Source organism: Rhodovulum sulfidophilum DSM 1374, assembly GCF_001633165.1.
Taxonomy (GTDB): domain Bacteria; phylum Pseudomonadota; class Alphaproteobacteria; order Rhodobacterales; family Rhodobacteraceae; genus Rhodovulum; species Rhodovulum sulfidophilum.
The window spans coordinates 1,653,700-1,667,220 of the sequence record NZ_CP015418.1 but is presented as its reverse complement, the minus strand read 5'-3'; the positions used below and the strand labels follow the sequence as shown (position 1 = coordinate 1,667,220).

The window sequence follows — 13,521 nt, the reverse complement described above, 5'->3', positions numbered from 1 at the left end:
GGATCAGCCCTCCGCCATCAGCGTTGCGTGAATGTCCTCGGCGGCATCGCGACCCTCGGCCACCGCCGTCACCGTCAGGTCGTCGCCGCCCGAAGCGCAGTCGCCCCCGGCCCAGACCCCGGCAAGCGAGGTCCGCCCCGGCCCGGTCACCGCGATCTTGCGGCCGGCAAGGGCGATCCCCTCGGGCGCGCCCTCGAGCTTCTGCCCGATGGCCTTGAAGACCTGATCGGCCCGAAGCCGGAAGGTCTCGTCGGTCAGCTCCAGCCCGGCCCCGGTCTCGCGGGTATAGGCGAATTCCACCGCCTCGACTGCGCCATCACCCAGCAGACGCAGCGGTGCTGCGCCGGTGACGATCCGCACGCCCTTGGAGCTGGCCAGATGCTGTTCCTCTTCCGAGGCGCCCATCGCCGCGCGGCCGCGGCGATAGACCATGGTGACGGATTCCGCCCCCAGAAGCTTCGACTGCACCGCCGCATCGACCGCCGTCATGCCGCCGCCGATCACCACCACATGGCGCCCGACCGGAATGGCAGACAGATCGTCGGACTGGCGCAGACGGGCGATGAAATCGACCGCATCCACCACCTGCGCCTTCTCCTCGCCCTCGGCCCGAAGCGCATTGACGCCGCCAAGCCCGATCGCGAGGAACACCCCGTCATGGCCCGCGCGCAGCGTGTCCAGCGTCATGTCGCGCCCCAGCGCCTTGCCATTGGTCACCGCGATTCCACCGATCCGCAGCAGCCAGGCGACCTCGGCCTGGGCATAATCGTCGACGGTCTTGTAGGCGGCGATGCCATATTCGTTCAGCCCGCCCGCCTTGGGTCGTGCGTCGAATAGCTGCACCTCATGGCCCTTCATCGCCAGCCGATGGGCACAGGCCAGTCCTGCGGGGCCCGCCCCCACCACCGCGATCCGTCGCCCCGTCGGTGCCGCGCGGAGAAAGGGGTGGCCTTCGCGGCGCATCAGCGTGTCGGTGGCAAAGCGCTGCAACCGGCCGATCTCGACCGGACGCGCCTCGGACGTCATCCGCACGCAGGCCTCTTCGCAAAGCTGTTCGGTCGGACAGACCCGCGCGCACATGCCGCCCAGGATGTTCTGTTCGAAGATCGTCCGCGCCGCCGCCGCGGGCGCCCCGGTCGCGATCTCGCGGATGAAAAGCGGAATGTCGATGGCGGTCGGACAGGCCGTGACGCAGGGCGCATCATGGCAGAAATAACAGCGTTCCGCCGCCACCGCGGCCTCATGGGCACTCAGCGGCGGCGCCTTGTCGGCAAAGTTCCGGATATAGTCTTCTGGCTTCAGACGCCCGGGAACCACGCCCGGGCTCAGTGGCGAATTGGCCATTCCGGCTCTCCCTGGTCTCGTCTTCCATCGAGCCTGCCACAGGGCCTTGTTTTATCAAAAGGTAAATATCCTGCGGGCCGGTTTGCCGCAGATCCGGACCGTTCCGGGGCGCGCGGGCGCCCAGGGAAAGGGCAACCGGCGAAAAGCGGCAATGCACGCCCCCCGCGCGGGACGGCGGCCCCGTCTCGCCGCGTGCCCGGGTCTCGGCCCTGACCTGCGGCCTCGTTCACGGCCCGGCGAGCCCCGGCCTGGCCGCGCCGCGAAAACCGGCCGCACCGCCTTTCCATGGGGTTGCCCCTCGCGTATAAGCGCCCCAATTCTTACCGCGGCCCTGCGCTCCGGCGCGGGGCCGCGCGACCGATCGAGGACAGGCATGACCAAGACTTCCCACGAGGCGGATGTCGCCTTCATCCAGGCGCTGGCCGAACTTCTGCGCGAACACGACCTGACCGAGTTGCAGGTCAAGCGTGAATACGGCGAGGACGACTCGCTGGACGTGCGGGTATCGCGCTCGCAGCCGGCATCCGTCGTCGCACAGGCCCCGACGACGATGCAGATCCCCGCCTATGCCCCGGCCCCTGCCGCGGGCGGCGGCGCGCCCGCCCCCGGCACCAATGCCGAGGCCGGCGTCGAGGACCCCGCCCAGCACCCGGGCGCCGTGACCTCGCCGATGGTCGGCACCGCCTATCTGCAGCCCGAGCCCGGGTCTGATGCCTTCGTCAAGGTCGGCGACAGCGTGACCGAGGGCCAGACGCTGTTGATCGTCGAGGCCATGAAGACGATGAACCACATCCCCGCCCCGCGCGCCGGGACCGTCAAGCGCATCCTCGTCGAGGACGCTTCGCCGGTCGAATACGGCACGCCGCTGATGATCCTCGAATAAGGCGCGGCGGGTCATGTTCGACAAGATCCTCATCGCCAACCGCGGAGAGATCGCGCTTCGCGTGATCCGCGCCTGCCGCGAAATGGGCATCCATTCGGTCGCGGTCCATTCCACCGCCGATGCCGATGCCATGCATGTCCGAATGGCCGACGAAAGCGTGTGCATCGGCCCGCCTTCGGGCACCGAAAGCTACCTGTCGATCCCCTCGATCATCTCGGCCTGCGAGATCACCGGGGCCCAGGCGATCCATCCCGGCTACGGCTTCCTCTCGGAAAATGCCCGTTTCGTGCAGATCGTCGAAGATCACGGCCTGACCTTCATCGGCCCCTCGGCCGAGCATATCCGGATGATGGGCGACAAGATCACCGCCAAGGAGACCATGAGGGCGCTGGGCGTGCCCTGCGTGCCGGGCTCTGACGGTGGCGTGCCCGATCTCGAGACGGCCAAGACGGTCGCGGCCGGGATCGGCTATCCGGTCATCATCAAGGCCACCGCCGGCGGCGGCGGGCGCGGCATGAAGCTGGCAAAGACCCCGGAGGATCTGGAACAGGCGTTCCAGACCGCGCGGAGCGAGGCGAAATCGGCCTTCGGCAATGACGAGGTCTATATCGAGAAATATCTCGGCCGCCCGCGCCATATCGAGATCCAGGTCTTCGGCGACGGCAAGGGCAATGCCGTGCATCTGGGCGAACGCGACTGCTCGCTGCAGCGCCGCCACCAGAAGGTGCTGGAAGAGGCGCCCGGCCCGGTGATCGACGCCGAGACCCGCGCCCGTATCGGCAAGGTCTGCGCCGACGCGGTGGCCCGGATCGGCTATGCCGGCGCCGGCACCATCGAATTCCTTTACGAGGATGGCGAGTTCTACTTCATCGAGATGAACACCCGCCTGCAGGTCGAGCATCCGGTCACCGAGGCGATCTTCGGGGTCGATCTGGTGCGCGAGCAGATCCGGGTGGCCGAGGGCCTGCCGCTCTCCTTCGCACAGGACGAGCTGCAGCTGAACGGTCATGCCCTCGAGGTCCGGATCAATGCCGAGCGGTTGCCGAATTTCGCGCCCTGCCCCGGCAAGATCAGCGCCTATCATGCGCCCGGCGGGCTGGGCGTCCGAATGGATTCGGCCCTTTACGACGGCTATTCCATCCCGCCCTATTACGACAGCCTGATCGGCAAGCTGATCGTGCATGGCCGCGACCGGACCGAGGCTCTGGCCCGTCTGGACCGGGCTCTGGGCGAGCTGATCGTCGACGGGATCGAGACCACCGCGCCGCTGTTCCGGGCACTGCTGAGGGAACCGGACATCCAGCGCGGCAATTACAATATCCACTGGCTGGAACGCTGGCTGGAGTCCGACCCCGAACTCTGACCGGCGCGCCCCCGGCCACGGGAGCGCGATGATGGATGCCGAACGGCTCACGCCGCTGACCCTGCTCAGGGCCTATGCCATGGGGATCTTCCCCATGGCCGAGTCGCGCCATGACCCGCGGATCTTCTGGGTCAATCCGCGCAAACGCGGCATCTTCCCGCTCGAAGGCTTCCACATCTCGAAAAGCCTCGCCCGCACGATCCGCCGCGGCCGGTTCAGGATCTGCACCGATAGCGCTTTCGAGCATGTCGTGGAGTGCTGCGCCGACCGGCCCGAGACCTGGATCAATGCCGAGATCTTCCGGCTCTACCGCCAGCTCTTCGATCTCGGCCATGCCCATTCGATCGAGGTCTGGCAGGACGACATCCTGGCGGGCGGGGTCTACGGCGTCACGCTTGGCAGCGCCTTCTTCGGCGAAAGCATGTTCTCGCGCCGCACCGACGCCTCGAAGGTGGCCCTGGCCTATCTGGTCGACCGGCTCCGGATCGGCGGCTTCACGCTTTTCGACACCCAGTTCCTGACCGACCATCTGGCCAGCCTCGGCGCCATCGAGATCGAGCGCGAGGACTATCTTTCACGGCTGGAACGGGCGGTAAACAGGGACGCGAACTTCGACCGGGCATGGCCTATCCCGGAGCCTCAGCTGCTTCTGCAGCGCAGCACCCAGACGTCGTAGCGGGCATTGTCGAGCGGGTTCAGTGCCGGGCTCGACGCGATCATCCAGCCCGAGAACAGGTGGCTGCCGCGGCTCGGGTCGGAAATATCAAGATGAGCGAAGGCGTCCGAGGCCGGGTTGTCGGCCGGGAAACGGCATTCGTCCAGCGTCACCTTCAGCCGCCAGACCTGGCCGGTCTCGCCCGGGGCAAGCGTGAGATCGACCGTATCGCCCGACAGCTTGTCGAGCCCGCGCAGCACCGCCCCCTGAGGCGCCGTCTCGGTCACGGCCGCGCTCCGGATCTCGGTCCGGTGTTCCTGCAGCTCCAGCGGGTCGGGCCGCGACACCAGAGGCAGCGGGCGGTCCGCCAGCGTCGTGTCGCCAAGCCCCAGCGCATCCATCATCTCTTCGGCGCGGGGCATTTCCTCGAGCGGCGCGACCTCCCAGCCATCCGGGGTCCAGCCTTCAGGGCTCCATTGCTGTTGCGCCAGAAGCGGGGTCGCGATCAGCGCCAGGGCCAGCGCCGCGCGGATCATTTCGTATCGTCCCCGCCGCCCGTTCCGACATCCGAGCCGCCGCCATCGCCACCGCCGCCGACGAATTTCATCAGCAGCGAGATCAGGCCGACCGCGCCCTGGGTGTCGATCACCTCGGCCCCCGGCTCGAGATTGAAGGGCGAGCCGCCCGGCACCAGCTCGAGGAAGGTGCCGCCCAGAAGACCCTCGGAACTGACCGATGCGGTGCTGTCATCGGGGATCTCGATGCCGTTGCGGACGGTGAAGCGGGTATCGGCCCGGAAGGTCTGCGGGTTGAGCTCGAGCCCGGTCACGGTGCCGACCTTGACACCGGCCAGCCGGACATCGGTGCCGAGATTGACGCCCTCGGCCGAACGGAAGCTCGCGCTCAGCTCGTAATGCTGCTGTCCGGCGCCGCCGATCATGCCGGTCGCGTTCGAGGCATAGACGAAGAAGCCGGCAGCCAAGGCCAGGACGGCGGCACCGGTGAGGATTTCGGTCGGACTGTTCTCTGCCATGGTTATTCCGGTTGCCAGGCCTCGTAATCGCGCCGCGGCGCGGGCTCGGGCCTGCGGATCGAGCCCGGAGGCGCATAGGCCAAGGGCGTGCCGGTCAGGTTTTCCTGATGCGGCTTTTCCCAGGCCCGGTGCGGCAGCGGCGCCTCGGTCGGCGGCGCGTCATAGGTATGGTGCAGCCAGCCATGCCAGTCGGGCGAGATCCGGCTTGCCTCGATCTCGCCATTGTAAATCACCCAGCGGCGCTTGCCGTCCTTCGACCGGTAGAACACGTTTCCCTGCGCGTCCTCGCCGACCTTCTGGCCATTGCGCGCGGTCCAGAGCCGCATGTTCACGGTCTGGCCGTTCCACCAGGTCACATAGCTGAGAAAACTGTCGACCACGCCCATGCGCCCCTCCTGACCGGTTTCGAGTTGGTATGACCCAACTCGGCGCCGAGGTCCAGAGCGAGGGCGGGGTCTCACGCAGTCGCGACCGTCCCGCCCCGCAATGGCCATCCCGCGCCACCGAAGGGCCGCAAAACCGCCGCCCGAAAGCCGCCGCGGCCAGCCCGATCCCGGCGCCCGGTCCCGGCCGCGCCGAATCGCACCGCGAAGCATGGCCCCGAAGAACGGGACCTCGCCGGCAGGCTCAGTCGTCCATCTTGAGCGCGTTGATGAAGGCCTGCTGCGGGATCTCGACCTTGCCGAACTGGCGCATCTTCTTCTTCCCGGCCTTCTGCTTTTCCAGAAGCTTCTTCTTCCGCGTCGCGTCACCGCCATAGCATTTGGCGGTCACGTCCTTGCGCAGCGCCGCCAGCGTCTCGCGCGCGACGACCCGGCCGCCGATGGCCGCCTGGATCGGGATCTTGAACATGTGGCGCGGGATCAGCTCTTTCAGCTTCTCGCACATCGCCCGGCCCCGCATCTCGGCGCGGTCGCGATGGACCATGACCGACAGCGCATCGACCGGCTCGTCATTGACGAGGATCTGCATCTTGACGAGGAAATCCGTGCGATAGCCCGAGATCTGGTAGTCGAAGCTGGCATAGCCCTTGGTCACCGATTTGAGCCGGTCGTAGAAGTCGAACACCACCTCGTTCAGCGGCAGATCGTAGACCGCCATCGCGCGCGAGCCGGCATAGGTCAGGTCCAGCTGCTCGCCGCGGCGGTCCTGGCACAGCTTCAGCACGTCGCCCAGATATTCGTCGGGCACGAGGATCGTCGCCTTGATCCGCGGTTCCTCGATATGGTCGACATAGGTCAGGTCGGGCATGTCGGCGGGGTTGTGCAGCTCGCGCACCTCGCCATCCTTCATGTGGATCTTGTAGATCACCGAGGGCGCGGTGGTGATCAGGTCGATCCCGTATTCGCGCTCGAGCCGGTCGCGCACGACCTCCAGATGCAGAAGCCCGAGGAACCCGCAGCGGAAGCCGAAGCCCAGCGCGGCCGAGGTCTCCATCTCGTAGGTGAAGGAGGCGTCATTCAGCGCCAGCTTTTCGATGGCGTCGCGCAGATCGTCGAAATCGTTGGTATCGACCGGGAAAAGCCCGCAGAACACCACCGGCTGGCTGGGCTTGAAGCCCGGAAGCGGCGCCTCGCAGCCCTTCTTCTCGGTCGTCACCGTATCGCCGACGCGGGTGTCGCGGACCTGCTTGATCGAGGCGGTCAGGAAGCCGATCTCGCCCGGGCCCAGCTCGTCCACATTCTGCATCGCGGGGCGGAACACGCCGATCCGGTCGACGGGATAGACCCCGCCCGTCCTCATCATCCGGATCCGGTCGCCCTTCTTCAGCACGCCGTCGATGATCCGCACCAGAACCACCACGCCCAGATAGGGGTCGTAATAACTGTCGACCAGCAGCGCCTTCAGCGGCTTGTCCCGCTCGCCCTCATGCGGCTGCGGCAGGTGCTTGACGATGGCCTCCAGCACATCGGGAATGCCCAGGCCCGTCTTGGCGCTGATCTCGATCGCCTCGGAGGCGTCGATGCCGATCACGTCCTCGATCTGTTCCTTGACGCGGTCGGGTTCGGCCGCGGGCAGGTCGATCTTGTTGAGGACCGGCACGATCTCGTGATCGGCGTCGATGGCGGTATAGACATTGGCCAGCGTCTGCGCCTCGACCCCCTGCGTCGCATCGACGACCAGCAGCGAGCCCTCGACCGCGCGCATCGAGCGCGACACTTCATAGGCGAAGTCGACATGGCCGGGGGTATCGATCAGGTTCAGAACGTAAGTGTGGCCGTCCTGCGCGGGATACTCGATCCGGACGGTATTGGCCTTGATGGTGATGCCGCGCTCGCGCTCGATATCCATCGCGTCGAGCATCTGCTCCTTCATGTCGCGTTCGGCAACGGTGCCGGTCAGCTGGATCAGCCGGTCGGCAAGCGTCGATTTCCCGTGGTCGATATGGGCCACGATCGAGAAGTTGCGGATATATTTGAGCTCGGTCATGCGGGCGGATATGCGGTGCTTTTCGTAGCCGGTCAATGGGCTGTTTCGGGGGGCTGTTTCGGGGCGGCCCTCCGGGCGGGCCGGGGCCGGTGAGAGACACGGTGCGAAGGCCAGATATACCACGTCTCGGCGGAAACGCACGCGGGCGATTTGGGGTGGGGGCAGGTGCATGGCGCGGAGCCTGACGCAAAGGCCGCGCTTCCCTGACTTGATCGGGCTGAAGGGGAGCCTCAGACTGCGTGGGGTAGGGCGGTGCCAGTTGGGGCGGAATGAGAATACACGGTCGAGCTAGTTCCGAGCTTTGGCTGAAGGACCAGTCGCGCGACGTTAGGGCCGCTTTCGCGATGCGTTGTGCCTTGCGCGCATTTCCCGCAGCCGTGCGTGCTGGGGATGAGATGCTTCGCGAGATTTCACTGCCAGTGCTGCGCGCCATCCTAGCTTCAGGTGTTAAAGACAAATGCCAAACTCCTGAAGTCAAAAGCGCCCTAGAAAACGTCGAAGTCGAAGTTGAAAGAGCAGCTAACACGGCTCGTGGCAGCGGAGCGTATCCCGCGGCGAGCGCTGCTGCTAACGCTGTTCAAGCCACCGCGAGTGCTGCAGGCAGTGCTTTCAAAGCAGCCAATGCAGCTCGTGACGCTTCCAACGCTGCCCGCGCCACCCATCGTTCCTCAGTATATGCCGCTGCTGACCTTGACGCGGACATTTTGTCAATTGGCGATCCAAAGGCGGTGTTTTTTCTCCCCCTCTGGCCGCTTAGCCTTCTTCCCAATGGGCTCGCAGAAGAATATGAAAAACTGTGTTCATTCTGGCAGGCAGAAGCGCCCGTCTGGGCCTTCTGGCAGAGCTGGTACGAGGACATGCTGGCGGGCCGTCCAGTAGACTGGGACTTCTTGCGGCAGGTCATTCTGCTGCCCAACGGCGATTGGAAGGCGGGACCGGGGCGAATTGCGGAAAGGATCTCCGGTCTTCAGGCGCACTATCTGGCGGAAAAGACACCACAGGCCGAACGGATCGAATTCGTGCCCGAGACGGCACGTTTCCGGGCGGTTCCTGTCCCGGCCAGCAACCCGGGTCTGCTCGAGGCGTCGCTGTCGCAGGTCTCGGATGCTCTCGACGATGCCCTGGCAAACCCGTCGAACGGCCTCTCGGACCGGTCGCGCGAGGCGCGTGTCCTGCGCCGGACCGTCGCGAAATACGGCAACGATCCTCAGCGGATCGAGATGGACCTGACGACCGTCCATGCCGCCCTGACCCGCCAGATCGTATCGGAAGACCTGCCGCCGAGCGAAGAGAACCTGGCCCTGCAGGCTGCCTGCGAAGAGGGGGCGCGGGCGGTTCGCGCCACGCATCCCGAGATTGCCGAAAACCGCCGGATCCTGTCGCGGCAGGCCTGGAAGGAGATGACGCCCGAGGGCAAAGCCGCCGTCGAGGCGGCCCTGCCGGTCCTGACCGCGATTTCCGAGGATGACCTCGCGGATCAGTTTCGCGAGGATATTCCTGAGCTTGTCAACGACGCCATCGGTCCGGTGCCGGACTGGGCGCCGAAACTGCCCGGAGCCGATCCTGCCACCCGTATCTTCGGCCGGGTCTCGAGAATGTCGATCATCCTGCGAAGCTCGACCGAGGCGCTGGACGCCGTGGCCGCACGCCTGGGCATGACGCGGGGAGAGGTCATCGGGATATTTGTCAGTCTTGCAGGTCTTGGAATTTCGCTCATTTCCTGAAGGGCTCTCGAAACCTGCGCCCTCGTTCCTAGGTGTTATATGTGTTCCGTGGAACAACGGAGATGCCGATGACCGACCGGATCGCGATCCGGGTCCGTATCGCGGGCCGGGTGCAGGGCGTGGGCTTCCGCGCATGGACCGAGGCGCAGGCGGCGGCGTTGGGCCAGTCGGGTTGGGTGCGGAACGAAGCCGACGGAGCCGTTCTGGCCCTGCTCGCAGGGCCGGAGGACCGGGTGGCGGGGATGCTCGACGCGCTGCAGGAGGGCCCCGCCCCGGCGCGGGTCGAGACCGTCGAGACCACGCCGGGCGACTGGCCCGCAGAAGCCGGTTTCCGCATTTCGCGCTGACCTGCCGGGCCTGCCGGAAAGAAAAACGCTGCGAGCTGCGTGGTTTTGACGCAGTGTTAACTCACATTCGCTTAAATTTGCGTTGAACATGAAGGAGGACAAGGTTTGGAGGCCGCCATGCAACGGGTGCCGGAACATCCTCGCGATTACTCACCGACCGAACGCTTTTCGGACGCGATCGTGCATGTCACCGGGCTGGCCGCCGTGGCCATCGGCGTTCCGACCCTGGTCGTTCTCGCGATCCTGATCAGGGGCGACACGCCCGCGATCCTCGGCATCACCGTCTACGGCGTCGCGCTCTGCGCCATGATCGGGTTTTCGGCGCTTTACCACATGGTACGCCACCCGAACTGGACGCCGATCTTCCGACGCCTCGACCATTCCGCGATCTACTGGAAGATCGCGGGCACCTACACGCCCTTCACCCTGCTCTCGGGCCATGGCGCGGCGCTGCTGGCCGGGCTTTGGGCCGCCGCGATGGCGGGCACCGGGCTCCGGGTCCTGGCGCCCTACAGGTTCCGGATCGTCAACCTCGTGCTTTACCCGATGATGGGCTGGGCCGGCGTGGTCGCGGGCTGGAGCATGTTCGCCTCGCTCTCGGCCCCGGTGCTGGGCCTCGCGATCGCGGGCGGCGCGCTCTACTCCGTGGGAATGATCTTCTATCTCTGGGAAAGGCTACCCTATCACAACACGATCTGGCATGTCTTCGTCCTGATCGCCAGCATGCTGTTCTTCGCGGCCATCACCACCCATGTCGTCCAGACCGCCTGAACAACGGCCAAGCCCCTCTTCACATCTGCATCGGCCCGGTTGCGGGGATGCTCCGCCCTGGGCTACTGTCGCGCAAACACATGCGGCCGGAATCGGAAGAGCAGTCCGGCATCCGGCCCGGGAGAGCGACAGATGACAGTGAAGCTTTTCGCGACCGCGGCCGTTCTGGCCGGTCTTTCCGCAATGACAGCCCAGGCAGGCCAGATCGAGCGCGCCTGCCTCTCGTCGGACCGCCCCGGCGTAACGCGGGGACTGTGCGGCTGCATCCAGCATGCCGCCGACATCACCCTGACCCGCGGCGACCAAAGCCGCGCAGCCGGTTTCTTCCGCGATCCGCATCAGGCTCAGGTGGTGCGCCAGTCCGACCGTCGGCGCGACGCCGAATTCTGGCGCCGCTACAAGCTTTTCGGCGAAACTGCCGCAGCCTATTGCAGCTAGGCTCCGCCCCGTGACGGGGCGCTTGCAGGGTTTGTCCATCCGTAACGCCCAGCATGAAGACGGAAGCGCTGGTTTCGCCTGGGGCCCCTCCACGTCTCTGCCATAAAGGTCGCGCGGCGAGCCATCACGGTATGACATGACAACCGCAAACCGCCTGAAGGCGGGGTCATCCCGTTGGCCCTGTTTCACAGACAGGGCGCACGACGCGGAAACGCCCTGCCCCGCGGAAAGCGCTGCCCGCGTCTCGCTGCAGTCGTCCGTTATCGATTTGGTAACGATTGGTCTGCCAGAATAAGGTCATGATGACCGCATGCCCCGGGAAGCCGATAGGCCGGACCATTTCCTGAGGCGGCGCCACGGTCCTTCCCCGTGGCCGTCATCGGCACTCCCTGGCCGCTCTGCCTCCCCCCCGGGGCGGCCAGCCCCAAGTCCCGACACACCACTCACGAAAAAGAAAAGGCCCCGGCAGGATCCGCCAGGGCCTTTTCGATCGGCCCCGAAGGGCCTCACTCCTGCAGGATCACACGCAGAGAGAGTTCGCGAAGCTGGTCATTGCCGGGCTCGGAGGGCGCGCCCATCATCAGGTCCTCGGCGCGCTGGTTCATCGGGAACATGATGACCTCGCGGATGTTCTGCTGGTCGGCCAGCAGCATCACGATCCGGTCGATCCCGGCCGCGCAGCCGCCGTGGGGCGGCGGGCCGAAGCGGAAGGCGTTGACAAGGCTGGGGAAGCGCCTGCGCACCTCGTCCTCGGAATAGCCCGCCAGCGAGAAGGCCTTGAACATGATGTCCAGCCGGTGGTTCCGGATCGCGCCCGAAACCAGCTCGTAGCCATTGCAGGCCAGATCGTACTGGAAGCCCTTGACGGTCAGCGGATCGCCGTCGAGCGCCTCCATGCCGCCCTGCGGCATCGAGAAGGGGTTGTGTTCGAAATCGACGGCACCGGTCTCTGCGTCTTTCTCGTACATCGGGAAATCGACGATCCAGCAGAAGGCGAAGCGGTCGGTCTCGGTCAGGCCCAGCTCCTCGCCGATGACGGTGCGCGCCTTGCCCGCGACGGTCTGGAAGGACGAGGCCTTGCCGCCGAGGAAGAAGGCCGCGTCGCCGACACCAAGGCCAAGCTGCTGGCGGATCGCCTCGGTCCGCTCGGGGCCGATATTCTTGGCAAGCGGGCCTGCGGCCTCGGTCTCGCCACCCTTGTCGCGCCAGAAGATGTAGCCCATCCCCGGCAGCCCCTCCCTCTGGGCAAACGAATTCATCCGGTCGCAGAACTTGCGGCTGCCGCCCTTGGGCGCGGGAATCGCGCGGATCTCGGTGCCGTCCTGTTCCAGCAGCTTGGCGAAGATCGCGAAGCCCGAGCCGCGGAAATGCTCGGACACGTCCTGCATCCTGATCGGGTTGCGCAGGTCCGGCTTGTCGGTGCCGTACCATTTCATCGCATCGGCATAGGCGATCTGCGGCCAGTCGGCATCGACCTTACGGCCACCGCCGAATTCCTCGAAGATGCCCGCAATCACCGGCTGGACGGTGTCGAACACGTCCTGCTGCTGGACGAAGCTCATCTCCATGTCGAGCTGGTAGAAATCGGTGGGCGAGCGGTCGGCGCGCGGATCCTCGTCGCGGAAACAGGGCGCGATCTGGAAATAGCGGTCGAAGCCCGAGACCATGATCAGCTGCTTGAAGATCTGCGGCGCCTGCGGCAGCGCGTAGAACTTGCCCGGATGCAGCCGCGAGGGCACCAGGAAGTCGCGCGCGCCTTCGGGGCTGGAGGCGGTGATGATCGGGGTCTGGTATTCGCGGAAGCCCTTGTCCCACATCCGCCGCCGGATTGAGGCCACGACGTCCGAGCGCAGGGTCATGTTGGCCTGCATCGCCTCGCGGCGCAGGTCGAGATAGCGGTACCGCAGCCGGGTTTCCTCGGGGTATTCCTGATCGCCGAAGACCATCAGCGGCAGTTCCTCGGCGGTGCCCAGCACCTCGAGTTCGCGGACGAAGACCTCGATCTCGCCGGTGGGCAGCTTCGGGTTCACCAGATCGTCCGAGCGCGCCTTCACCACCCCGTCGATGCGGATGCACCATTCCGAGCGCACCTTCTCGACATCGGCGAAGGCCGGGCTGTCGGGATCGGCCAGCACCTGGGTGATGCCGTAATGGTCGCGCAGGTCGATGAAGAGAATACCGCCATGGTCGCGGACGCGATGAACCCAGCCCGACAGGCGCACGGTCTCGCCCACATGGGACTTGTTCAGGTCGGCGCAGGTATGGCTGCGATAGGCGTGCATCGGACGATCCTCGGGGCTCGTGTCTTCGGTTCCGGCCGATACACCCCCGATGGCCCGCGAAGTCAAGGGGAGCGACGAGAGCGGCGGCCATCGCCCGCAGCTTTGCCGCCGAAGGCGGCCCCGGAACGCCCGGTCGAAGCGCGGCACTGTGCCCAGCCCGGCCTGACGGGGTCGAGTGCAGCGCCACTACCGCACCGCCCCGCACATGCTTCGTGCGGCGGCAGCGCGGCCGTGAAACGCAAAAGGCCCGC

The 13,521-nt window shown here is 66.2% G+C and carries 13 protein-coding genes; 7 read left to right on the top strand and 6 right to left on the bottom strand.

What is annotated here, in order from left to right; all coding sequences use genetic code 11:
• Positions 1-3 precede the first annotated feature (3 nt).
• Entirely contained in the window at positions 4-1,344 is a 1,341-nt protein-coding gene (locus tag A6W98_RS07900) for an NAD(P)-dependent oxidoreductase (RefSeq protein WP_042459985.1), read from the bottom strand.
• 373 nt (positions 1,345-1,717) lie between these two features.
• Here A6W98_RS07900 and accB point away from each other — a divergent pair, with 373 nt between their 5' ends.
• The 3 genes from accB to aat are packed head-to-tail and all read left to right on the top strand — an operon-like array spanning position 1,718 to position 4,266.
• Entirely contained in the window at positions 1,718-2,227 is a 510-nt protein-coding gene (gene accB, locus A6W98_RS07895; RefSeq protein ID WP_042459982.1) for an acetyl-CoA carboxylase biotin carboxyl carrier protein, read from the top strand.
• Between the two features lie 13 nt (positions 2,228-2,240).
• A complete protein-coding gene (gene accC, locus A6W98_RS07890) occupies positions 2,241-3,590 on the top strand; it encodes an acetyl-CoA carboxylase biotin carboxylase subunit (RefSeq protein WP_042459979.1) in 1,350 nt (449 codons plus the stop codon).
• Positions 3,591-3,621: 31 nt separating this feature from the next.
• Positions 3,622-4,266, top strand: coding sequence for a leucyl/phenylalanyl-tRNA--protein transferase (gene aat, locus A6W98_RS07885; protein WP_042459977.1), 645 nt, complete (start codon positions 3,622-3,624; stop codon positions 4,264-4,266).
• Here aat and A6W98_RS07880 read toward each other — a convergent pair.
• The 4 genes from A6W98_RS07880 to lepA form a co-directional block, all read right to left on the bottom strand.
• Positions 4,230-4,781 (bottom strand): DUF2155 domain-containing protein, encoded by a 552-nt coding sequence (locus A6W98_RS07880; protein ID WP_231098402.1) that lies wholly within the window; start codon positions 4,779-4,781, stop codon positions 4,230-4,232. The genes aat and A6W98_RS07880 overlap by 37 nt on opposite strands.
• Positions 4,778-5,278 carry an outer membrane lipid asymmetry maintenance protein MlaD gene (gene mlaD, locus A6W98_RS07875; RefSeq protein WP_042459975.1) on the bottom strand — a complete coding sequence of 167 codons (501 nt, stop codon included), beginning with the start codon at positions 5,276-5,278 and terminating at the stop codon, positions 4,778-4,780. The genes A6W98_RS07880 and mlaD overlap by 4 nt, the downstream gene beginning before the upstream one ends.
• A gap of 2 nt (positions 5,279-5,280) precedes the next feature.
• Positions 5,281-5,664 carry an NADH:ubiquinone oxidoreductase subunit NDUFA12 gene (locus tag A6W98_RS07870; RefSeq protein ID WP_042459971.1) on the bottom strand — a complete coding sequence of 128 codons (384 nt, stop codon included), beginning with the start codon at positions 5,662-5,664 and terminating at the stop codon, positions 5,281-5,283.
• A gap of 241 nt (positions 5,665-5,905) precedes the next feature.
• Positions 5,906-7,708 carry a translation elongation factor 4 gene (lepA, locus tag A6W98_RS07865; protein ID WP_042459968.1) on the bottom strand — a complete coding sequence of 601 codons (1,803 nt, stop codon included), beginning with the start codon at positions 7,706-7,708 and terminating at the stop codon, positions 5,906-5,908.
• Positions 7,709-8,103: 395 nt separating this feature from the next.
• On the opposite strand from lepA, the gene A6W98_RS21010 reads away from it, so the two are divergent.
• From A6W98_RS21010 to A6W98_RS07845, 4 genes are all read left to right on the top strand, one after another.
• The gene (locus A6W98_RS21010; protein ID WP_155734752.1) at positions 8,104-9,432 is read left to right on the top strand and encodes an LptE family protein; all 1,329 of its coding nucleotides are present in this window, start codon (positions 8,104-8,106) and stop codon (positions 9,430-9,432) included.
• Positions 9,433-9,500: 68 nt separating this feature from the next.
• The gene (locus tag A6W98_RS07855; protein WP_042464760.1) at positions 9,501-9,779 is read left to right on the top strand and encodes an acylphosphatase; all 279 of its coding nucleotides are present in this window, start codon (positions 9,501-9,503) and stop codon (positions 9,777-9,779) included.
• A gap of 117 nt (positions 9,780-9,896) precedes the next feature.
• Positions 9,897-10,550: a PAQR family membrane homeostasis protein TrhA gene (gene trhA, locus A6W98_RS07850; protein WP_042464759.1), complete on the top strand. Its 654-nt coding sequence runs from the start codon at positions 9,897-9,899 to the stop codon at positions 10,548-10,550.
• Positions 10,551-10,682: 132 nt separating this feature from the next.
• Entirely contained in the window at positions 10,683-10,988 is a 306-nt protein-coding gene (locus tag A6W98_RS07845; protein ID WP_042459965.1) for a hypothetical protein, read from the top strand.
• Between the two features lie 506 nt (positions 10,989-11,494).
• Here the strand turns inward: A6W98_RS07845 and aspS are convergent.
• Positions 11,495-13,270, bottom strand: a complete 1,776-nt coding sequence (gene aspS, locus A6W98_RS07840) for an aspartate--tRNA ligase (RefSeq protein ID WP_042459962.1) — start codon at positions 13,268-13,270, stop codon at positions 11,495-11,497.
• Between the last annotated feature and the right edge of the window lie 251 nt (positions 13,271-13,521).